The organism is Nonomuraea terrae (assembly GCF_004348995.1).
GTDB lineage: Bacteria > Actinomycetota > Actinomycetes > Streptosporangiales > Streptosporangiaceae > Nonomuraea > Nonomuraea terrae.
Genome location: NZ_SMKQ01000030.1, coordinates 1 through 22,095, shown reverse-complemented (window position 1 = coordinate 22,095; position 22,095 = coordinate 1). Strand labels below are relative to the sequence as shown.

General features: G+C 68.8%; 16 protein-coding genes. 12 read left to right on the top strand and 4 right to left on the bottom strand.

The annotated features are described in order from the left end of the window. Positions 1-218: 218 nt before the first annotated feature. The 3 genes from E1286_RS13335 to dnaE form a co-directional block, all read right to left on the bottom strand. The gene (locus E1286_RS13335; protein ID WP_132612281.1) at positions 219-1,517 is read right to left on the bottom strand and encodes an MFS transporter; all 1,299 of its coding nucleotides are present in this window, start codon (positions 1,515-1,517) and stop codon (positions 219-221) included. 225 nt (positions 1,518-1,742) lie between these two features. After that, complete coding sequence (locus E1286_RS13330) at positions 1,743-2,072, bottom strand: YciI family protein (RefSeq protein WP_132612215.1); 330 nt, start codon at positions 2,070-2,072, stop codon at positions 1,743-1,745. Positions 2,073-2,382: 310 nt separating this feature from the next. Further along, complete coding sequence (dnaE, locus tag E1286_RS13325) at positions 2,383-5,925, bottom strand: DNA polymerase III subunit alpha (protein WP_132612213.1); 3,543 nt, start codon at positions 5,923-5,925, stop codon at positions 2,383-2,385. 119 nt (positions 5,926-6,044) lie between these two features. Between dnaE and E1286_RS13320 the strand changes: the two genes are divergently transcribed. From E1286_RS13320 to E1286_RS13285, 8 genes are all read left to right on the top strand, one after another. Continuing rightward, positions 6,045-6,992 carry a LysR family transcriptional regulator gene (locus E1286_RS13320; RefSeq protein WP_223189902.1) on the top strand — a complete coding sequence of 316 codons (948 nt, stop codon included), beginning with the start codon at positions 6,045-6,047 and terminating at the stop codon, positions 6,990-6,992. Positions 6,993-7,264: 272 nt separating this feature from the next. Further along, a complete protein-coding gene (locus E1286_RS13315) occupies positions 7,265-8,401 on the top strand; it encodes a HupE/UreJ family protein (RefSeq protein WP_132612211.1) in 1,137 nt (378 codons plus the stop codon). 30 nt (positions 8,402-8,431) lie between these two features. Next, the gene (locus E1286_RS13310; protein ID WP_132612209.1) at positions 8,432-13,132 is read left to right on the top strand and encodes an outer membrane protein assembly factor BamB family protein; all 4,701 of its coding nucleotides are present in this window, start codon (positions 8,432-8,434) and stop codon (positions 13,130-13,132) included. Positions 13,133-13,338: 206 nt separating this feature from the next. Beyond that, a complete protein-coding gene (locus E1286_RS13305) occupies positions 13,339-14,085 on the top strand; it encodes a class I SAM-dependent methyltransferase (RefSeq protein WP_223189900.1) in 747 nt (248 codons plus the stop codon). Between the two features lie 70 nt (positions 14,086-14,155). Continuing rightward, entirely contained in the window at positions 14,156-15,055 is a 900-nt protein-coding gene (locus E1286_RS13300; RefSeq protein WP_132612207.1) for an AraC family transcriptional regulator, read from the top strand. A gap of 179 nt (positions 15,056-15,234) precedes the next feature. Continuing rightward, complete coding sequence (locus E1286_RS13295; RefSeq protein ID WP_223189898.1) at positions 15,235-15,678, top strand: nitroreductase/quinone reductase family protein; 444 nt, start codon at positions 15,235-15,237, stop codon at positions 15,676-15,678. Positions 15,679-15,763: 85 nt separating this feature from the next. After that, positions 15,764-16,792 (top strand): aldo/keto reductase, encoded by a 1,029-nt coding sequence (locus tag E1286_RS13290; protein ID WP_132612205.1) that lies wholly within the window; start codon positions 15,764-15,766, stop codon positions 16,790-16,792. Between the two features lie 37 nt (positions 16,793-16,829). Then, positions 16,830-17,885, top strand: coding sequence for an aldo/keto reductase (locus E1286_RS13285; RefSeq protein ID WP_223189896.1), 1,056 nt, complete (start codon positions 16,830-16,832; stop codon positions 17,883-17,885). Positions 17,886-18,060: 175 nt separating this feature from the next. Here E1286_RS13285 and E1286_RS13280 read toward each other — a convergent pair whose 3' ends face one another. Continuing rightward, a complete protein-coding gene (locus E1286_RS13280) occupies positions 18,061-19,035 on the bottom strand; it encodes a GlxA family transcriptional regulator (RefSeq protein WP_132612203.1) in 975 nt (324 codons plus the stop codon). Positions 19,036-19,385: 350 nt separating this feature from the next. On the opposite strand from E1286_RS13280, the gene E1286_RS13275 reads away from it, so the two are divergent. The 4 genes from E1286_RS13275 to E1286_RS13260 all read left to right on the top strand — a co-directional run. Beyond that, complete coding sequence (locus E1286_RS13275; RefSeq protein WP_132612201.1) at positions 19,386-20,024, top strand: HD domain-containing protein; 639 nt, start codon at positions 19,386-19,388, stop codon at positions 20,022-20,024. A 184-nt stretch (positions 20,025-20,208) separates the two neighbouring features. Then, entirely contained in the window at positions 20,209-21,147 is a 939-nt protein-coding gene (locus E1286_RS13270; protein ID WP_132612199.1) for an NADP-dependent oxidoreductase, read from the top strand. Then, complete coding sequence (locus E1286_RS13265; RefSeq protein WP_132612197.1) at positions 21,144-21,605, top strand: cupin domain-containing protein; 462 nt, start codon at positions 21,144-21,146, stop codon at positions 21,603-21,605. Before E1286_RS13270 ends, E1286_RS13265 begins: the two co-directional genes overlap by 4 nt. 282 nt (positions 21,606-21,887) lie before the next feature. Further along, on the top strand, positions 21,888-22,095 hold a 208-nt coding region (locus tag E1286_RS13260), incomplete at its 3' end, for a C15 family peptidase (RefSeq protein WP_484213908.1).

Below are 22,095 nucleotides of genomic sequence, written 5' to 3'. Positions count from 1 at the left end.
CGACCCAGGTTGCCGCGCCGTCGTACACATACAGCCCTACGATCAGCAGGCGTGAGCCGGCCTCTGCTGATGGCCGGAGCATGATCGGTGAGCCGGTGCTTCGTTCCTCGGCACCGGCTCACCGGACACGGGTCGCCTGTCCGTACGTCCTCACGCATGCCCACGTCCGAAATGCGCCATCCGGCCGATGAGGCGCGCCGCAAGCTGGTGCGCCGGCGTCAGACGATCGGCTGTTGGGCGAGCCCCAGGTCGGTGCCCTTCGGCTCCTTGACCGCCGTGACGGCCGCCAGGGAGATCACGCAGAGCGCCATGATGTAGGCGCCGACGGACAAGGCGGATCCCGTGCTCTGCACCAGTGCCTGGGCGATCGTGGGTGCGAAGGCTCCGCCCAGGATGGCGCCGAGCGCATAGCCGATGGCCACGCCGGAGTAGCGCACCGAGACGGGGAACATCTCGGCGTACATGGCCGACATGGGCCCGTACGACAGGCCCAGGCCGATGCTCAGGACGATGATCGCCGCCGTGAAGAGCCAGATGCTGCGGGTCTCCATCAGCAGGAAGAGCGGAATCATCCAGACGAACACGAGCACGTAGCCGATCTGGAAGGTGCGGACCCGGCCGATCCGGTCGGACAGCACCCCGCCGTACAGGGTGAAGACCAGCCAGCCGACCGATCCGACGACCGTGGCGAGCAGCACGGACGGCCGGGACAGGCCCAACGTGGTGGTGCCGTAACTGATGAAGTAGGCGATGAGGAGATAGCCTGCGGCGTTGTTGGCCACGAAGATCAACGCGGTGAGCATCACGTTCTTGCTGTTGCTGCGGAACAGGTCGCGCAGCGGCGCGGAGGACGTCCTGGTGCGCTGCCGCAGCTCCTCGAACACGGGGCTCTCCTCGACGGCCCGCCGCACCAGATAGCCGATGACGATCAGGGTCAGGGAGAGCAGGAACGGCACCCGCCAGCCCCACGTCTGGAACTGCTCCGGCGTGGTCACCGTACTCATGATCCACAGAACGCCGGTCGCCAGGATGAGGCCGATCGGCACGCCGATCTGGGGGAAGGCGCCCCACCATCCACGGCGGTCGCGGGGCGCGTGCTCCACCGCCAGCAGGGCGGCGCCGCCCCATTCGCCGCCCGCGGAGAAGCCCTGCAGGATGCGCAGGAGGATGAGCGCGATGGGCGCGGCCACGCCGATCGACCCGTAGGTGGGCAGCAGGCCGATGAGGGTGGTGGCCGCGCCCATGAGGAGCAGCGTCAGCACGAGCATGCGCTTGCGGCCCAGCCGGTCGCCGTACCGGCCGGCGACGATCGCGCCGAGCGGGCGGAACAGGAAGCTGATGCCGATCGTGGCCAGCGAGATGAGCGTGGCCAGGCCGGGGGCCTGCTCGTTCACCGGGGCGAGGAAGAGCGGGCCGAACACCAGGCCGGCGGCCTGGGCGTAGATGAAGAAGTCGTACCACTCGATGGTGGTGCCGGCCAGGGTGCTGGCGAGGACCTTGCGGTCGTCGCGCGTCATGGCGCGTGGTTCGCTCGTCACGTGGGGCTCCGTTCCTTACTTCGGGGGGTTTGGCGCCCGGGATGTCTGGACACCTGACTCGGGCCACTGGTCGAGCGCCGCGGCGAGTTGCGTCCTGCGCAAGGTCTTCGGCCAGCCAGACATCGCGAACGACACCGGCCAGGCCGGTCTGGCGGATTTCGATCCGCCAGACCGAGTCGATCGCCTGCTGGGTCGCTGTCGTCACTACTGCTTGGCGGTGCGCTCCGGGCGCAGCCGCTGCTCGGCCGCCGCGATCTCGGCCGGGAAGGACTCGTCGAAGTCCTCAGCGTCGAGGACCTTTCGAAGTTCGATCTCGCCGTCGCGGACCGGCGAGCGCTTGACTGTGGTGTTGCCGTCGGCGTCGAAGGCGACCCGCTTGCCCTTGCTGGTCGGCTGGAGTCCGTCGCCGGCCAGTACGACGCCCGCCTCGACGAGCTCCTTGTTGTAGAGGTCCATCGCCACGAACTCCTCGGCTGTACCGAACTCGCCGGACTCGGACCGCTCCGTAGCCTTGACCAGAACCATGACCTTCATCGCTGTGTTCCTTCGCGTCCGCCCGGGATCGGCCACACTGGCCGATTCAACCGTGGCTCACCATGCGTCGAACGGGAAGGGATGGATTCGACATGACGCCGAAGCTTTTCTCGTCATCAACACCCGTCTGGAGCACCTTCACGAGCACATGAGCGATAGTCAGGACCGGCTGATCGGCGCGTCATACGACTCGCCTCCTGATTCGCCGGGACGTTCCATCAGGAGGCCCAGGGCATCGAGGGCGGTGCGCTCGGCCGCACGCCGCACGCGCGGCCTGGGGGTACGGCAACGGGACACGCCCACCCATCGGTCATGCTCCGCCGATCGCTCCGGGGCCGAACAGCGCCTTGAGGTCGCCGTAGAACGCGGGCCCCGGAGCGACCTGGAAGGGCACAAGGTTCAGCAGCACGCTCCTGGCGCCCCGGCGATGCAGGCACACGTGGACGGGCGCCCGGCCGGGATGGGCGATCAGGATCTGCTTCAGCTCCTGCACGACCCGCAGGTTCAGCTGTGCCTCCTGGACCGAGATCACCACGGGGGGATGGGTGCCCGCCTGGGAGACGTCCAGGATCGCGATCTCCTCGCTGTAGAGGCTCATGGTCTCTTCGCGGACGTTGATCCGGCCGCGAACAGAGATGACGCGGTCCTCGACCAGCGTCTCGCCGTACAAGGTGTAGGTCTTGGGGAAAACGAGGCACTCCACGGAGGCGTCGTGGTCTTCGAGGGTGACGATCGCCCATGGGCTGCCCTGCTTGGTGACCTTGCGTTGCAGGCCGGAGACGATGCCGCTGATCCTGGTCATGCCGTCTTGACGTCCGGACGCGAGCAGGTCGGCAATGGTGGTGTCTCGGTTGGCGGACAGGACGCTTTCCGCGTCGTCGAGCGGATGGCTGGAGACGTAGAGCCCGAGCATCTCGCGTTCGAAGGTGAGCAGGGTGGCCTTGTCCCATTCGCCGTGGGAGATCGTGACCGAGAAGGCGCTGCGTTGGCCGGGCTCGCCGAACAGCGAGTCCTGGCCGTGCGCCTCGTTCCGCTTGACGTCGACGACCGCGTCGACGGCCTGCTCGTGCACCGCGACCAAGGCTTTTCTATGGTGCCCCATGCTGTCGAAGGCGCCGGCCTTTGCCAGCGACTCGATGACGCGCTTGTTGCAGACGACGGACGGGACCTTGGCGAGGAAGTCGTTGAAGTCGGTGTAGCGGCCCTCTGCTTCACGGGTGCGGACGATGGCGTCCACGACGCCGGCCCCGACGTTGCGCACGGCGCCCAGGCCGAAGCGGATCTCGGATCCGACAGCGGTGAAGTCGAGCCGGCTGGCGTTGACGTCGGGAGGTAGCACCTTGATACCCAGGCGCCGGCAGTCTGACAGGTAGACGGCCATCTTGTCCTTGTCGTCGCCGACGGAGGTCAGTAGTGCGGCGAGGTACTCGCACGGGTGGTTGGCCTTGAGGTAGGCGGTCCAGTAGGAGACCAGGCCGTAACCGGCGGTGTGGGACTTGTTGAAGCCGTAGCCGCTGAAGGGGACGAGGACGTCCCAGACTGCCTTGACGGCCTCTTCGGAGAAGCCGCGTGCGCCCATGCCCGTCGAGAAGCGGTCCCATTCGGCGTCGAGAACCTCCTTCTTCTTCTTGCCCATGGCCCGCCGCAGCATGTCGGCGGCGCCGAGCGAGTAGCCGGCGAGCTGCTGGGCGATGGCCATGACCTGCTCCTGGAAGACCACCAGGTGGTAGGTGTCGCCCAGGATGGGCTCCAACGCCTCTTCCAGCTCGGGGTGGATCGGCTCTACCGGTTGCCTGCCGGTCTTGCGCAGTGCGTAGTTGGTGTGGGCGTTCATCTCCATCGGGCCAGGCCTGTACAGCGCGTTCACCGCGGCGATGTCGGTGAACGTGGTGGGCTGCATGAGCCTCAGCAGCACCCGCATGCCGCCGCTGTCCAGCTGGAAGACGCCGAGCGTGTCACCGCGGGCGAGCAGCTCGTACGTCGTGGGGTCGTCCAGGGGAATGTCGAGAACGTCGATGTCGACGCCCTTGTTGGCGCGGACGTTCGCGATGGCGTCGCCGATGACGGTGAGGTTGCGCAGGCCGAGGAAGTCCATCTTCAGCAGGCCCATGTCCTCGGCCTGCGTGAAGGGGAAGCCGGTGATGACGGGCCCGTCCGCCTTGGGCTTGACCAGGGGGATCACGTCGATGAGCGGCTCGCGGGAGAGGATCACGCCCGCGGCGTGGATTCCGGTGCCGCGCGTGAGGCCCTCGATACCGGCGGCGGTGTCGATCACTCGTCTGACGTCGGGGTTCTGCGCGTACATCTGGCGTAGCTCGGTGGCCTCGCCGTGGCGCGGGTGGCGGGTGTCGTGGATGGCGGCCAGCGGGATCTCCTTGCCGCCGTCCGCGGCCGGGAACGCCTTGGTGATGCGGTCGCCCAGGGCGTACGGCAGGCCGAGCACCCGGCAGGAGTCCTTCACCGCGGCCTTGGCCTTGATGGTGCCGAACGTGACGATCTGGCAGACCCGGTCCTCGCCGTATTTACGGGTGACGTAGTCGATCATCTCGTCGCGCCGCCTGTCGTCGAAGTCGAGGTCGACGTCCGGCATGGTGATGCGCTCGGGGTTGAGGAAGCGTTCGAAGATCAGTTTGTGTTCGATCGGGTCCAGCTGAGTGATGCCGGTGCAGTAGGCGACCATCGAACCGGTGGCGGACCCGCGGCCGGGGCCCAGGCCGATGCCGTTCTTCCTGGCATACCGGCAGATGTCGGCGACCACCAGGAAGTACCCGGGGAAGCCCATGGCGTCGATCACCGAGAGTTCGTAGTCGATGCGGTCCAGCACCTCCTGGGGAGGGTGGTCGCCGTAGCGGTGGCGCGCCCCCTGCAGGGTTTCCTTACGGAGCCAGCTTGACTCGGTCTCGCCCTCGGGCACGGGGAAGCGGGGTGTCAGATCCCGGTGAGCGAACACCTCGCCGTAGTCGCCGACCCGTTCGGCCACCAGCAGTGTGTTGTCGGTGGCGCCGGGGACCTCGGCGTCCCACAGCGCGCGCATCTCCTCGGCGGACTTGACGTAGTAGCCGCTGCCGGTGAACCGGAAGCGGTCGGGATCGGCGAGCCGCTTGCCGGTGCCGACGCACAGCAGCGCGTCGTGCGCCTGTGCCTGGTCCTCGGTGACGTAGTGGGAGTCGTTGGTGGCCAGGGGAGGTAGGTCGAGCTCCTTGCCGAGCTTCATGAGCTCGTCGCGGACGCGGCGTTCGATGGCGAGACCGTGGTCCATGAGTTCCAGGAAGTAGTTGTCCTTGCCGAAGATGTCGCGGTAGCGGGCGGCAGCCTCGACTGCCTGGGCGTACTGGCCGAGCCTGAGTCTGGTCTGCACCTCGCCGGAGGGGCAGCCGGTCGTGGCGATGATTCCTTGGCCGTGTTCGGCGAGCAGGTCATCGTCCATGCGCGGATATTTCTGCACGTGCCCTTCGAGCCAGGCCCGGGACTGCAGGCGGAAGAGATTACGCAGGCCCCTTGCGTCGGCCGCCCACATCGTCATGTGCGTATACAGGCCGCGGCCGGAAACGTCCCCGCCCTCGCCGGTGTCGTCGTCGGAGCGGCGCAACGAGACGTCCTCGCTGTAGTACACCGGCTTGCGGTAGTGCCTGGAGGCGGGAGCGACATACGCCTCGATGCCGATGACCGGCTTGATGCCCGTCTTGCCCGCCGACCGGTAGAACTCGTAGGCGCCGTGCACGTTGCCGTGGTCGCTCATCGCCACGGCCGGCATGCCGAGTCGCGCCACTTCGTCCATCAGCAGGCCCACCTTGGCGGCGCCGTCGAGCATGCTGTACTCGGTGTGCACGTGGAGGTGCACGAAGGATCCCATCGGAGACCACGCCCTCTGGTTGTAGGCTCGGCTGCGAACCCGAGCATTCGATCCGAGAGCAGGCGTGATTGTCCAACAATCGACACACCGATCATTCACAACCAGAAGTTGTCCACAAGGTGCCGCTGGACCTGGATCTCGGTGCTGTTCGGGCCTTCACCGCCATCACCGAGGACCGATACTTCGGCGAGGCCGCGACCCGGCTGGGAATCAGCCAGCAGGCCATCTCCAAGCGCATCGCGAAGCTGGAGTCAGATCTCGGCGTCCGCTTGTTCTTTCGCACCCGTGCCGGGGCCGACCTCACCGAGGACGGCAGGGCGTTCCTCCATCACGCGCGCTCCCTGGTCGGCCTTGCCGACCAGGCGGTCGACCTGTTGCGCGGTCGTCGCCGCGCACTTCGGGTCGACGTCCTGGACACCCGGCTGCGGTCCGTCGAACTGCTCCGGGCGTTCCATCAGACCGTCGAGGACGTGGACATCGAGATCCTCACCTCGAACGGGCTCAGATCGGCGCACGGCGCGCTCACCCGCGGATCCGTCGACGTGTTCTTCAGCCGCGTCATCGGGACGCTGGACGAGGAGCTCCGCCACATCCCGGCGTATCTGGAACCGGTGCATCTTCTCGTGAGCCGCGATCACCCGCTTGCGGGCCGGCAGCACGTCGAGATGGAACGCCTGTCCGGATCGACCGTGTGGATGCCCGGGAACACCCCTGGCAGCGAGTGGGCAGACTTCTACAACGTCCTGGGCGCGGCGTTCGACATCCAGATCGACACCTCGGGGCCCGACTTCGGCTGGGAGCACTTCATGGAGCGGATCGGCTCCGGTGAGCACATCGGCTTTGGCGGTGAAGAGCTGCGGTTGCCGTGGAATCCGCGCACCGTGCAGATCCCGCTCGTCGATCCCGCGCCCGTCTATCCGTGTTCGCTGCTGTATCACCGGCAGAACCACCATCCGGTGCTGGCTCTGCTCACCCGTTTCATCCAACGCGCGTTCCGACCGTTCGACTCGGAACGCCAATGGCTGCCGGCCCCCGACCGCGCCGCCTTCACCGTGGACCGCACCTGAACATCGGGCACACGCCGCCGACGTCACGACGTCATGCTCAACTCGTGCTGGTGCGCCCCGGGCGCCGGGATCGCCGCCGGGCTCATCCGGCTTCGTAGGTGGGCCTCGTAGCCGGGCCCGGAAGCCGGCTTTCGGCGCCCAGAAACCCGGCTTTCGGCCGGTGGGTGACCGGCAGCGGAAGGGTCGGTGAATTGGGTCGTCACCAGTTGCCCGGTGTGGAGCGATCACTGCAGGGTGAGGGATCGACCGCCGTTCCCCCACGACGGAAGTGCGTGCCCGTGCGTCTGCTGGCGTTCCTCACCCCTGTTGTCGCCTTGCTCCTCGTCGCCGCTCCGGCGCAGGCGCACATCCGCGCGACCTCGGTCGCGGTCGACCTGCGCGGCCAGGGCGACGGCGTCGCGGCTGTCGTCGACGTGGAGTACGACGTCCTTGGCCGGCTGCTGGGCCTCGACGGTGTCCTGGCCCCGGACGCGGTCGGCGTGGACGGTGCGGCCGCCGAGGTGCCGACCGAGGTGCGGCGCAGTTCGCTGGACGCGCACGCGAGCGACGTGGCCGCGTACGTCGGCGGGCGGCTGCGGCTGAGCCGCGGCTTGATCGGGTGCACCGCCGAGGACGACGCCCGCGTCGAACTCGCCGACTCCGGCGCGGTTCAGGTCGCGCTCGCCTACGACTGCCCGGCCTCCGGCGCGCTCACCGTCCGCAGCGACATCTTCCACGCCTCCGACGGCGTCGTCGACGAAACCACCACGATGGTCGCCTACGACGTCGATGGCCACCGCGGTTCGACGTTGCTCGACATCGCCCGCACCAGCGTCACGGTGGGGAGCACGGACCTGCTCAGCGAGATCCCGCGGTTCGTCCGGCTCGGGGCGGAGCACCTGCTCTTCGGGCTCGACCACGTGCTGTTCCTGCTGGCGCTGCTGCTGGGTGCGAAGCGGCTGCGCGACGTCGTCAAGGTCGCCACGGCCTTCACGGTCGCACACTCGGTGACCCTGGTGCCGGCCGCGTTCGGCTGGGTCAGCGTGCCCGGGTGGATCGTCGAGCCGCTCATCGCGCTGTCGATCGCGTTCGTCGCGCTCGACAACCTGCTCTCGCCGAGGACGAGCCACCGGCTGCCCGTCGTCTTCGGCTTCGGGCTGCTGCACGGGCTCGGCTTCGCGGGCGCGCTCAGTGTCGACGGGCCGCTGTCGGCCTCCACGCTGGCCGACCTGGTCTCCTTCAACGTCGGCATCGAACTCGCCCAGTTGACGATCATCGCGCTCACCTTCCCGGTGCTGCTGTTCCTGCGCAGGGTCGCGACCACGCCGGTCGCCGCTCGCGCCCTCACGCTCGGCACCGTCGCGGCGACCGTCGCCGTCGCCGGTGCCGGTCTGGTCTGGTTCGTGGAACGCTCCCCGCTCCTGGCCTGACATCCCCTCTCCCCACCCAGAAGGATCCCGATGTCCGCGTTAACCTGGACACGCGCGCGCCTGCGCGTCGTCCTGTACACCACCACGCTGGCGCTCGCCGCCAGTGTCGTGGCGGGCCCGCTCACGTCGTACGCGGCGAACGCCATCGACCCGCCGGAGGCCACCGTCAGCGGCGTCGTGTACGTCGACGCCAACGGTGACAACCGGCGCGACCCCGACGAGGCCGGCCTGGCCGGCGTGCGCGTCTCCGACGGCAAGGTCGCCACCACGACCGCCGCCGACGGCTCCTACTCGCTGACGATCTCCACCGACCGTCGCAAGACGGACATCGTGTGGGCCGGCCAGCCGCGGGGCTACCGGTTCGGCCTCGACGCGTACAAGGAGCCGAGGTTCTGGGCCAACCTCGGCGAGCTCGCCGACGACGCCACGCCGACGGCGGACTTCGCGCTCATCCGTGACGACCTCTCCGACGGAGACACCTTCTCCTGGGCCAACATCGCCGACCCGCACGTCAACGCACAGCTGCCCGACCAGATCCGCGAGATCAACTCCACGGGCACCGACCTGCGCTTCATCGCGGTCAGCGGCGACCTCACCAACGACGCCAGCCAGGGGCAGTTCGACACGTATCGTCGCGGCACCCAGCAGTCGGCCGTCGGCGTGTGGCCGGCCGTCGGCAACCACGAGTACGCGAGCGGGGCGACGTACCCCGACAAGATCGACAACTATCGCAAGAACGTCGGCCCGGAGTGGTACTCGTTCAACTACGGCAACCGGCACTTCGTGGTGCTCGAGAACAACGGCTCGGCGCCGTTCGACGAGGAGCTGAACTGGCTCAAGGACGACCTCGCCGCGAGCGTTCCGCTCGACGACGACCCGGCCAACGACATCGAGGTCGTCGTCCTCACCCACCAGCCGATGAACGTCCCGTTCGGCTCGCCGTCGACGTACGACGCCTTCGGCGACGTGCTCGAGCACTACAAGGCGCAGCTGATCCTGGTCGGCCACGAGCACTCCAACCACGTCGAGAACAACTCGGCGTTCGCCTCGACCGCCAAGCACATCCAGACCGTCTCCAGCTCGTACACCATCGACAACGCGCCCCGCGGCTTCCGCTACATCCACATGACCGGTCCGGGCTTCGACAACCCGTTCCGGATGTACGGCGAGAACGAGCACCTCACCATCGTCAGCCCCGCGCCGGGCTCGAAGGTGCCGGCCAAGGACTTCCCGGGCATCCAGATCAACGCCTACGACACCGGTGACGAGGTCCTCTCGGCGCGCTACCGGATCGCCGGCGAGAAGAACTGGATGCCGCTGCACCACAGCGGCGAGTTCACCTGGCAGAGCAACCTGCCCAACAGCCTGCAGACGGTCGGTGAGCACAACATCGAGGTCAACGTGGTCGACGCGGCGGGCAAGACCTGGACCAGGTCGGCGGACTTCACCCTCACCGACGAGCCGGCGCTCAAGCCGGTCCCCGGCGGCGACTGGGGCCAGCACCACGGCAACGAGGCCCACTCCGGGGTCGCGCCGGCGCAGGAGGCCGGCCGCCGCCTGGCCTGGAGCTTCCGCACCGACGGCACCTTCCTCACCGGGTCGCCGGTCATCCACGACGGCGTCGTCTACGCGGGCACCCGCGACGAGAACGGCGACGGCAACAGCCGGATCCACGCCGTCCAGCTCAAGAACGGCAAGGAGCTGTGGAACTTCGAGGTGCCGCAGTCCATCCACGGCAGCCTCGCCTACGGCGACGGCCTGATCTTCGCGCCGACCCTCGGCTCGGAGCTCTACGCCGTGGACGCGGTGACCGGCAAGCTGCGCTGGAAGGCCGTGCCCGAGCAGGCGCCGGCCCCGAACAACCAGCGCACCTACGGCTACTACTCGCCGGCCGTCTCCGGCCACACCGTGCTCTGGCCCTACCAGACCCGCTTCGGCATCGGCAGCCAGGGCGTGCTCAAGGCGCTCGACACCCGTACCGGGCGGCAGATCTGGGCCTCGCCGATGTCCGGCGCGACCATGAGCGACGGCACGCCCGCCGTCATGGACGGCACCGTGTACGTCGGCAACGAGACCGCCGACCGCGTGCTCGCCTACGACCTGGCCACCGGCGCCCGCAAATGGACCGGAGCCGAGTCGCTCGGCAGCTGGCAGGACGGCGTACCGACCGCGGCCGAGGGCAAGGTCTTCATCGGCGCCAACAACGGTATCGCCGCCCGTGACGCCAAGACCGGCGCGACGCTGTGGACGTACAAGAGTTCGCGTTCTTCGCTCGTCTCGAGCGGCTCGACCCCGAGCGCCGCGGCCGTCAAGGACGGCGTCGTCTACATGGGCTTCCCGAGCGGCGCCGTCGTCGCCCTCGACGCCAAGACCGGCAACGTCTTCTGGGAGCGGGTGCTGCCCGGCGACGTCTACCACGGTGGCGTCATGTCCAGCCCGGTCGTGGCCGGCGACACGCTTTTCGTCGGCGCCAACAACGGCAGGTTCTACGCCCTGGCGACTGACACCGGCCAGATCCTGTGGAGCCACGAGATCGGCACCTGGGTGGGCGCCGGCCCGGCCGTCAGCGGCAACACCGTCGTGACGGGCGCCTGGGACGGCAACCTCTACGCCTACGTGCCGGGCGGCGAGTCCGCGCAGCGCTGGGCGACCGTGACCGGCACGGTCAGCGACCCGGAGACGGGCGCTCCGATCGCCGGCGCGAAGGTCACCGCCGTCGCCGCCGGTCAGGACACCGCGGTGACCAGCACCGACGCGCAGGGCCGCTACCGGATCGGCCTGACGGCGTCGACCTGGACCGTCACGGCGGCCAAGCGGGGCCTGATCGCCGACGACCGCTCGGTGGCCGGCGTCACGGTCGGCACCACCGGCAGCGCGACGGCCGACCTGAAGCTGATCAAGGTGAGCCACCCGGTCGCCGGCAGGTCGACGTACGCGCCGGACTACGGCAACGGCAGCACGCGCACGGACGTCGTCACGGGCCACGAGTACTACTACCTGGCCAACGAAAAGATCCGGGCGTCCGTGACGCCGTACACCGCGGGCAACAACGGCGCCGGCGGTCTGGGGCAGGGTGCGCTGTCGGACATCATGCTCAACGACGCCAACGGCGCCGAGACCCTCGACTGGGGCGAGATGCTGCTGCGTCCGAGTCTCACGCCGCCCGACTCGTGGGACCGGCCGAACGACCAGCTCGACCTGCCCGACCTCGCGGTCGACGGCGCTGCCGTGGTCGGCAACGGTCAGTACCGGGCGAACCCGGCCATCAAGGCGCAGGTCCGTTACGAGACCCTGCCCGACGCTCCGATCGTGAAGATGACGGTCAAGCTGACCAACACCGGCACGACGGGCTACCAGGGCTACTTCAACTACATGATCGACCCCGACAGTTCGGTCGACAACGGCCGGATCCCCGGGTTCAGCGGCATCAACCCGGGTCTGAAGACCTCGGGCTGGACCGGGAACTACGTCTACGTCGGCGCTGACGCGGCCACCACGAACGGCCAGGCCGCCCACGGTCTCGCGTGGGCGCTGGACACGCCGACCGCGGTCGGTGCGTACGGCTACGTCGAAGGTCTCTACTACGACGCCACGATGGCGCCCGGTGCCACCAAGCAGTTCAGCTTCTACCACCTGACCGACTACGCGACCGCCGGTGGCGACCCCACCCGCGACATCGCGAAGTGGGTCGACGATATCGACCTGCACGACGCGGCCGTCCCGGACACCGCTCGCGCGGCCGGCACGATCACCGCGGGCGGCGCCACCGTTCCCGGTGCCCGGGTCGCCCTTGAGCAGGCCGGCAAGGTGGTCGCGAGCACGAGCACCGATGCCCAGGGCAAGTACCTGGTCAAGGCCCCGACCGGTCAGTACGACGTCCGGGTGTCCAAGCTGGGCTACCAGACGGCCACCGGCACGGTCACCGTGCCTGCGGCGGGCAGCGGCGTCGCCGACGTCGCGCTGAGTCCGGTCACGGTCGAGGCGAGCTACGGCAAGCAGATCGGCTCGGGTCTGGTCGAGGCGGGCTACGGCGACGTCATCCTCGAGAACGACAAGCTCTCGATGGCGATCGCCGACGCTTACAACGACGCGCAGCTCTCCGGTGGCACCCGCGGCAAGCCGGTCGACCTCGCCGTCCGCGGCATGGCCGACCAGTTCGACTGGATCAACCTGCCCTACGTCTCGGCGACCCAGCCGACCGGCGGTAGCGCCTGGGACATCCGGTCGGTGGCGGCGACCGACGTCCAGATCGTCCAGGCGACCGGCGACAAGGCAGTCGTCCGGGTATCCGGGCCGGTCAACGGCTTCACGGGTCTGATGGCGACGACGACGTACACGCTGAAGCCGGGCGACGACTTCGCCACGGTCTCGACGGAGCTGAGCAACTCCGGTACGGCTCCACTCAGCGTGTGGACCGGTGACGCGATGGACCACGACGTGGCCGGCCAGGCCAGTGTCATCCCGGGCGCCGGCATCGTGGCGCCGGGTGCGACGGCGGCCTACGTCCCGACCAAGCCGTACATCGGCATGACCGGGACCGACCCGCAGGTCTTCGGTCTCGTCTACGGCACGCCGGCCGGCGCCTTCGACGTCTACGCCGCGGGCAACTGGGTGATGAGCCGGTTCGACGTCGACGTGCCGGCGGGCGGCTCCTACACCCTCACCCGCAAGCTCGTCGTCACGCCGGGCACCGACGCGGTGGGCATCCTCGACGGCGTCCCCGCGCCGTAACGCACCCCCACCCCACCACACGGGGCCGGCCCGGACTCCAACCGGGCCGGCCCCGTGCGCCGTCGAATGGCCGGTCCACTAGCACTCTCGTCCGTGGCCGATCCATATGGTGAAATGCGCTCAAGCGGCATCCCGCGCAGCCGCACGCCACCGAGGGCACAGGCACGGTGCGGGGACGATGGGTGACAGCCGGAAAGGCAGTGTCAATGTCCAGCGCGCAGTTGTACGACACCATCGGGGCCGCCTACACCGTGACACGGCGCACTGAACCGCGCATCGCCGCGCAGATCTGGGCTGCGCTCGGCGATGCCCGGACCGTACTGAACGTCGGGGCGGGCACCGGGTCCTACGAGCCCCCCGACCGCCACGTCCTCGCGGTGGAGCCGTCGGCGCTCATGCGTTCGCAGCGCCTTCCGGACGCGGCGCCGTGCCTGGTCGGATCTGCCGAGAGCCTGCCGTTCGATGATCAGTCCTTCGACGCCGCGATGGCTGTTTCCTCCGTCCATCACTGGCAGGACCCGATTGCCGGCCTGCGCGAGATGCGGCGGGTCGCTCGCCGCGTGGTGGTGTTCACGCACGACACCAGTGACGCCGGATGGCGTCATCGGTTCTGGCTTACTCGCGACTACCTGCCCGAGGTCGCGGACCTCCTTGTCGGCCGGCCTTCGGTGACCGAGCAGGCCGACGCGATCGGAGCCCGGATGGAACCGGTGCTCATCCCGTGGGACTGCGCTGACGGCTTCTTCGAGGCCCACTGGCGTCGGCCGGAGGCGTACCTGGACGAGAACGTCCGTCGCGGGGTGTCGGTCTGGGCCAGAGTCGGGCCGGAGGCCGAGCGGCGCGCGGTGCGCAGCCTCCGTGACGACCTCGCATCCGGCCGGTGGGCCGAACGCAACCGAGATCTCGTCGATCTCGACGCGGCAGAGCTCGGCCTTCGCCTGCTGATCGCCTGAACCTCTCATCCGGGCGTGTGTTCGTGCACCTTCCTCCGGCCGTCGACGGCTCGCGTGCTGGAATGGTGGCATGTCTCTGGACGAGCTTCGTGACCTGCTGGAACGGCATGCGCGTCCCGGCTTGGCCACTGCCATCGACGGCGTCCGGGTCTGCAAGGCCGACCACGCCGTCGCGCCGGTGTCCTCGATGTCCGGCACGGTGCTGGCGGTCATCGCTCAGGGCAGCAAGCGTCTGGCGCTGGGAGACCGCGTCTACGAGTACGGTGCCGGCCAGTACCTCGTCGCCTCGGTCGACCTGCCGGTGACGGGGCATTTCGTCGACACCGCCCGCCCGTCGCTCGGTTTCGGGATGACCCTGGAACCTGCCGTCATCGCGGAACTGCTGCTGCGGACCGGACCGGGGGAGGTGCCGCGGTCCACCGGCACCGCCCCGCCGGGCATCGCGGTCAGTGACGCCCCGGACGAGTTGCTCGACGCTGTCGTACGGCTGCTGCGCCTGCTTGACCGGCCGGGGGACCGGAAGGCGCTCGTCCCGCTGGTCAAGCGGGAGATCCTCTGGCGGTTGATGACCGGGGAACAGGGTGACGCCGTCCGTCAGCTCGGCCTCGCGGACAGCAGCCTGAGCCACATCGAACGCGCTGTGCGGTGGATCCGGGAGAACTACACCCAGCCGTTCCGGGTCGAGGAGCTGGCGCGGCTTTCGGGGATGAGTGTCTCCGCTTTCCACCGGAACTTCCAGGCGGTGACGGCGATGAGCCCGATTCAGTTCCAGAAGCAGATCCGGCTGCAGGCGGCGAGGTTGTTGCTGGCGAACCGTCCGAACGACATCACCGGCGTAGGCCAGCGCGTCGGGTACGACAACCCGTCGCAGTTCAGCCGGGAGTACCGGCGCCAGTTCGGCGCCCCGCCCAGCGTCGACGCGGCGCGCCTGCGAGGTGGAGCCGGTCCGGCTGCGCCGGCGCTGCCGTGACTCCCACCTGAGCGAAGAGGATTGTGCAACCACGCGAAAGGATCGTGAAGGCCCGGCGCGCGCCGCGTTGCTTGCATGGATGTACCGGAACGAGCCACGAATTCCGCGACAATCACCACCAGCAGGAGACGGGTAATGAACGGCGACATGCCCCTCGACGACGAGCGGCAGACCGAACTGTGACTCTGAACGTAGCCATCGCCCGCGCCCTCGCCATCGGGCCGGACTCCTCCGCGGCCGAGCGCACGATCGACATCACGACCCTGGGCGCACGCACCGGCCTGCCGCGCCGTATCGAGATCTGGTTCCACCGCGTGGACGGTCGCTGGTACCTGACCGGCATGCCCGTGCCCCGCGGCTGGTACGCGAACTTGCGGGCCAATCCGCGGTTCGTCGTGCATCTCAAGCACGGGGTCAGGGCCGACCTGCCCGCGACCGCGGTGCCGGTGGACGAACCGACACGGCGGCGAGTGATCACCGCGGTTCTCGACCTGCAGAACCGGCCCGAGATAGCGGCGCGGGTCGGCCGGCGTCAGAGCCTCGACGAGTGGCTGGCGCACAGCCCGCTGGTCGAGATCGTGTTCGACGACGAGCGGTTGCGGACGCAGCCGGCGTCCGCATAGTCCTCACTGATCGGCGACGCCGCAACCCCACACAGGGCCCACGTCACCATGCCGATCATCCACCGAACGATTCCAAGGGGGAATCATGAAGTACCGCACGCTGGGCCGGACCGGAATCGAGGTCAGCCCGTACTGCCTGGGCACCATGATGTTCGGGGCCATGGGCAACCCCGACCACGACGACTCGATCCGGATCATCCACAGGGCCCTGGACGCAGGGATCAACTTCGTCGACACCGCCGACGTGTACTCCGCCGGCGAATCCGAGGTGATCGTCGGCAAGGCGCTCAAGGGCCGCCGCGACGACGTCGTGCTGGCCAGCAAGGTGCACTATCCGATGGGCGGTGATCCGAACCACCGGGGTAACTCACGGCGCTGGATCATGACCGCCGTCGAGAACTCCCTGCGCCGCCTGCAGACCGACCACCTCGACCTCTACCAGATCCACCGCCCCGACCCGGCGGTCGACGTGGAGGAGACCCTGTCCGCCCTGTCCGACCTGGTCCACAGCGGCAAGGTGCGGGCGATCGGTACGTCGACCTTCCCCGCCTCGGAGATCGTCGAGGCGCAGTGGGTCGCCGAGCGGCGCGGCCTGGAGCGCTTCCGGACCGAGCAGCCGCCGTACTCGATCGTCAACCGGAGCATCGAACGCGAGGTGCTGCCGGTCTGTCAGCGCTACGGGATGGGCACCCTGGTCTGGAGCCCGCTGGGCCAGGGCCTGCTCACCGGCCGCTACCGGAAGGGGCGGCAGACGGACACCCACCGATCCGGCAGCATGCCGCAGCACTTCACCGACCAGCGCAAAATCGACGTCGTCGAGCAGCTCATCCCGCTCGCCGAGAAGGCCGGCCTGCCGATGACCCACCTCGCGATGGCGTTCGCGATCGCCCATCCGGGCGTCACCTCGGCGATCATCGGGCCGCGCACCATGCAACAGCTCGACGACCTGCTGGCCGGCGCCGACGTCACCCTGGACGACGAGATCCTCGACCGGATCGACGAGATCGCTCCGCCCGGCACCGACGCCGGCCCCAACGACGTGTCCTACACCCCACCGGCCATCTCACACGTGAACCTGCGCCGCCGCCCGGTCGCCGAGCGCTCCGCGGTCTGACGGACCGGTACGTTCCACTCATCGAAAGGCGACATTGATGATGTCCTTGGACTCCTACCGCACACTCGGCCCGACCGGCCTGCGTGTGAGCCCGCTCTGTCTCGGCGCGATGACCTTCGGCAGTGAGGTCCTCGGCACCGACGAGGGCACCTCGCACGAGCTGATCGCTCGCTACACGGCGGCCGGTGGCAACTTCATCGACACCGCCAACGGTTACTCCCAGGGGCGCTCCGAGGAGGTCATCGGCGCGTATCTGGCCGGCCACAAAGACCTGCGCGACCGGCTGGTCATCGCCACCAAGTTCGCCGCCAACCTGTTCCCGGGTGACCCCAACGGCGGCGGCACCGGGCGCAAGGCGATCCTCCACCAGGTCGAGGGCTCGCTGCGCCGGCTGGGTACCGACTACATCGACCTCTACTGGCAGCACAACCTCGACCGGCACACTCCGGTGGAGGAGACGATGTCGACCCTCGACGATCTGGTGCGCGCCGGGAAGATCCGTTACATCGGGTTGTCCGACACGCCTGCCTGGGCCGTCGCGCACGCCGCCACCATCGCCGGCTTCCGCGGCTGGACGGGCGTGGCGGCGATCCAGGTCGAGTACTCCCTGCTGGAGCGTACCGTCGAAGGAGAATTGTTCGGCGCGGCTCGCGCGTTCGGGCTCGGCGTCACCCCATGGAGCCCCCTCGCCAACGGCCTGCTTTCCGGCAAGTACACCCGGGACGATCCGGCACCGGCAGGCTCGAACCGGGCCCACCACGTCGCATCGCGGCTGACCGAGCGGACGTTCACGGTCGTGGAAGCGCTTCAGCGCATCGCGGACGGCCTGGGGGCGTCGATCGCCGCCGTCGCCCTCGCCTGGGTACGCCAGCAGCACCCGGTGACGTCCACCATCATCGGCGTCCGCACCCCCGCGCAGCTCGACGCCAACCTGGCCAGCCTCGACGTCACGATCCCCGACGAGAACCTCGCCGAGCTGGAGGCACTCACCACACCACACCTGAACTTCCCAGCCGACTTCCTCGAACAGGTGGCGGTCGACTACCAGCAACGCGGCGCCACCGTCAACGGCGTCACCTCCCGAGCCCGGTAAGGCCCGAGTCGGGGAGAAGGCGCTCGACCTGGTTGCCCGTCATCACATGAGGAGCCAAGGCTGCTGCACCGGAAGGCGCGCCATCGCCGAGGGCGTCCGGCGGAAAGTCACCGGGCCGCACGGCAGCTGGTGGCTGTCGAGCGGCTCCGTGAGTCCGACGTCGTGGAGCGCTGCTCTAACCCGCGTCGGCGCGGCGGGTCGTGCTGAACCGGCGTTGGTAGGCGGCAGGGCTGATCGACAGCTTCCTGGCGAAAACCCGTCGCATGCTTTCGTAACTGGGGAACCCGGCGAGGGTCGCGGCCTGCGTTGCGGTGTGTCCTTGGTCGAGCAGGGCCCTCGCCATGTCGAATCGGATGTTCTCCACGTAGCGGGCCGGTGTCGTGGACAGCTCGTCGTGGAAGAGCCGGGTGAGGTGCCGTGTGCTCACGTTGAGGTGTTTCGCGAGTTCACCGAGCGAGTGGTCTCCGCGGGGGTTCGCCGTCACCAAGCCGACGATGTCGCGGAGAGCCGGCGAGCGGGGCGGTGGCCCTTGCAGCGGTGCGGAGAACTGGGACTGGCCGCCCGCACGCTGCATGTACACCACCAAGGCGCGGGCGACGTCACGCGCCAGGTGGGGCCCGTGGTCCTGCTCGACGAGAGCGAGCGCAAGATCGATGCCGGCCGTCACCCCGGCCGACGTGTACGTGGTGCCATCGCGAACGTAGATCGCGTCGGGCTCGACGCGGCATGTCGGGCACCGGACGGCGAGCTCGTGCACGACCTGCCAGTGCGTGGTCGCGCGCTTGCCGTCGAGGAGGCCGGCGGCGGCGAGGAGGAACGCCCCGGTGCAGATCGACGCGACCCGGCCGGCCGCAGCCGCCGGTATCCGCGTGGCGTCCGCCAGGTCGCCGGGGACATGGGCGCGTGGATAGAGATCGGACCCGGCCACCAGCACCGTGTCGAAAGCCGGCTCCGGGGAGACGGCGCCGTCGACCGCGATCCGGACCCCGAGGCTCGACGTGACGTCCGCACCGGTCGGCGACAGCAGCACGATCCGGTAGTCGGCACCGAACCGGTTCGCCTCCTTGAACACCTCGGCGGGACCGGCGACGTCGAGCAACGTCACTCCGTCATAGACGAGGATCGCGACCCGGTGGGGGGCAGCGTTCACCGGTCCGGTCCCTCCGGAGCCGGATCCGCGCGGTGACCGGCCGGACCCCGGCGGGGCACTGACCACCGTCGATGCGGCGACGCAGGAGGCATGGACACCGTTCATTGGTAGCACACCGTTACCGGCTGATCCGCGTGGGCGGGGGTTGCTCAACCGGTGGCAGGCCGAAGCCACCCCTCGACCGCCCTTGGGTGACCTCGCCGTGCCGGCGAGGTGCGGCTTGATGTCGCCCTGTCCGGATATAGGTGATTCCTGGCCGGACGAAGGCGGCGCCGCGCCCGGATCGGTGGGCAGCATAGAAGTCGGACACAGAGCCCACAAGCCGACATACTTCCCGAAAGTCAGACGTCATGCCAGAAGTCATCGCAGGGTTGGAAGTTCCTGAAACAGCGGCGGTCGCCGAAGCGACCATGCTCATCCAGGAGGCGACCAGCCCTCTCATCTACCACCACTCCCGTCGGGTCTTCTTCTTCAGCCTGATCCACGCTGACAAGCTCGGCGTGAAACCGGACCCGGAGCTGCTCTACTTGGCGGCCATCTTCCACGACGCCGGCCTCCTGACTCCCTTCTCCGACGTCGAGCAGCGCTTCGAAGTCGATGGCGCCGACCACGCGCGCGAGTTCCTCCTGGACCGTGGTTTCTCGACGGCAGCGGCCGAGACCGTCTGGACGGCGATCGCGCTGCACACCACGCCGGGCATCCCCGGCCGGATGGCCCCGGAGATCGCCACCACACACCTCGGCGTCTTGACCGACGTGCTCGGCTTCGGCCTGGACGGGCTGGAACCCGATCAGCTGGGCGAAATCCTCGCGGTCCACCCGCGAGGGGACTTCAAGAACGAGTTCCTGCGGGCCACCGTCGACGGGATCAAGAACCGCCCAGAAACCGCGGACGGCACCGTGAACTCCGACGTGCTCGAGCACTTCATCCCCGGCTACCAGCGCGTGACGACGGTCGAGCGCATCGTCGGCTCGCCCTGGGCGAGCTGACCGGTCGGCAATGGACGTCGTGATTCGTTCGTCGTGCTCGGCTGCGCCAACGTGGTGATGACGGCGACCGCGAGACGTTCAACGGAACCCTCGGCGTCATCAGCGCGGCGACCAGCGGTCGGAGGTGCGTGTCGAGCCCTCGCGGAAGCCCCATACCGACGAATATCCTGGAAAGGATTCGAGCATGCGAGCGATCACCGTGCGAGACCGTGACGCGGGTGTCGGCGGCCTCACCCTGGCAGACATGCCTTACCCCCACGCTGCGGAGAACGACGTCATCGTGCGCGTGCACGCAGCGGGCTTCACCCCCGGAGAGCTCGACTGGCCGTCAACCTGGTCCGATCGCGCCGGTCGCGACCGGACGCCCAGCATCCCCGGGCACGAGCTGTCCGGCACCGTGGTCGAGCTCGGCTACGGAACCACCGGCCTCACCGTGGGCCAGCGGGTGTTCGGACTGACCGACTGGGCCCGCAACGGATCCCTGGCCGAATACACCGCGGTGGAAGCTCGCAACCTCGCCCCCCTCGCGGCCGACATCGACCACGCCGTGGCCGCCGCGCTGCCCATTTCCGGACTGACCGCATGGCAGGGACTGTTCGACCACGCCCACCTCACGGCCGGCCAGACCGTCCTCATTCACGGCGCCGCGGGCGGCGTCGGCTCGATCGCCGTCCAACTCGCGCGGGAGGCGGGCGCCAGTGTGATCGGCACCGGCCGAGCAGACGACCGTGATGTCGCGCTCGGCCTCGGCGCGCAGACCTTCCTCGACCTGGACGCCGACGATTTGCACCATGCCGGCGAGGTGGACGTGGTGTTCGACGTCATCGGCGGCGACATTCTCGAGCGATCGGCCGAACTGGTACGCCCGGGCGGCACCCTGGTCACCATCGCCGTGCCACCTACCGTGCAGCCCAAGAACGGGCGAGCAGTCTTCTTCGTCGTCGAACCCGACCGCGCCCGGCTGACCGACCTCGCCGAGCGCGTCAGGGCCGGACGGCTCAACCCCATCGTCGGCGCTGTGCGACCGCTTTCCGAAACGGCCTCCGCGTTCACCCGCCACCGCCGCACGCCCGGCAAGACGATCATCCAGGTCGCCGACGATCAAGGGGTGCAGCATTCATGATCAGTGTGCGAATCGCCGGCGGCGTGCTGATCGCAGGCATGGCAGCCGCGCTCGTCGGATGCGCCCCTGCGACGGAGCGTCCGACCACCCCGGCCATTGCGGCCGTGGCTTCGGAGCACCCTTCCGAGACCCTGACACCCCTGTTCCAACAGGTGCTCCCGAACGTCCACGGCAAAACCTTCACCTCGGCGACCGTGACCTTCCCGCCGGGCGCCGAAGCGGCGCCCCACCGACACGGCGACGCGTTCGTCTACGCCTACGTGCTCGAAGGCACTGTACGCAGCCACCTCGAAGGCGAACCGATGCGCACATACCACCAAGGCGAGAACTGGATGGAGCAGCCGGGAGCCCACCACGTGGCCACAGAGAACGCCAGCAACACAGAACCAGCCGAGCTCCTCGTCGTCTTCGTCTCCACCACCGGAGAACAGCTCAAGACCGACGACCGGCACCAGTAGCCCCCGTCACAAGCGGCCCTTCACCAGCGGAAACGCGGTGAAGGGCCGCTCGCTTCGTGCCCGGCCGTCTACGGCTGACACCGGGAGACTACGGTTGATCGTTCCCTATGAGTTGTTTCCCGACCTTTTGAGCACCACCCCGACCAGGACAGGACCTTGTCGACACGACCCTCCCCGGCCCCCGCCGGGGGACCGGGGCCGCGAAACGGCGGAGCCGGGGCTGCCGAGAGTCTCCGCAGACCCCTGCACCGCTGACCGGCGCCGGCGAATGAGAGGAGACACATGACCCACGTGCTGCTCACCGGATTCGAGCCGTTCGACGGCTCCGGCGTCAATCCGTCGTGGCAGGCGGTGCGACTGGCCGCGACCACGCCGCCGGAAGGGGTGTCGCTGACGACGGTGATGCTGCCGGTGGTCTTCCACGACGCCATCGCGCGGCTGCGCGCGGCGGTCGAGGAGTCCGGGGCCGAGGTCGTCGTCTGTGTCGGGC

Bases quoted from the DNA above. Each gene is read 5' to 3' on its own strand.
- E1286_RS13335 (WP_132612281.1), bottom strand. From the start codon at position 1,517: ATGACGCGCGACGACCGCAAGGTCCTCGCCAGCACCCTGGCCGGCACC.
- E1286_RS13330 (WP_132612215.1), bottom strand. From the start codon at position 2,072: ATGAAGGTCATGGTTCTGGTCAAGGCTACGGAGCGGTCCGAGTCCGGC.
- dnaE (WP_132612213.1), bottom strand. From the start codon at position 5,925: ATGGGATCCTTCGTGCACCTCCACGTGCACACCGAGTACAGCATGCTC.
- E1286_RS13310 (WP_132612209.1), top strand. From the start codon at position 8,432: ATGTCCGCGTTAACCTGGACACGCGCGCGCCTGCGCGTCGTCCTGTAC.
- E1286_RS13305 (WP_223189900.1), top strand. From the start codon at position 13,339: ATGTCCAGCGCGCAGTTGTACGACACCATCGGGGCCGCCTACACCGTG.
- E1286_RS13300 (WP_132612207.1), top strand. From the start codon at position 14,156: ATGTCTCTGGACGAGCTTCGTGACCTGCTGGAACGGCATGCGCGTCCC.
- E1286_RS13290 (WP_132612205.1), top strand. From the start codon at position 15,764: ATGAAGTACCGCACGCTGGGCCGGACCGGAATCGAGGTCAGCCCGTAC.
- E1286_RS13285 (WP_223189896.1), top strand. From the start codon at position 16,830: ATGATGTCCTTGGACTCCTACCGCACACTCGGCCCGACCGGCCTGCGT.
- E1286_RS13275 (WP_132612201.1), top strand. From the start codon at position 19,386: ATGCCAGAAGTCATCGCAGGGTTGGAAGTTCCTGAAACAGCGGCGGTC.
- E1286_RS13270 (WP_132612199.1), top strand. From the start codon at position 20,209: ATGCGAGCGATCACCGTGCGAGACCGTGACGCGGGTGTCGGCGGCCTC.
- E1286_RS13265 (WP_132612197.1), top strand. From the start codon at position 21,144: ATGATCAGTGTGCGAATCGCCGGCGGCGTGCTGATCGCAGGCATGGCA.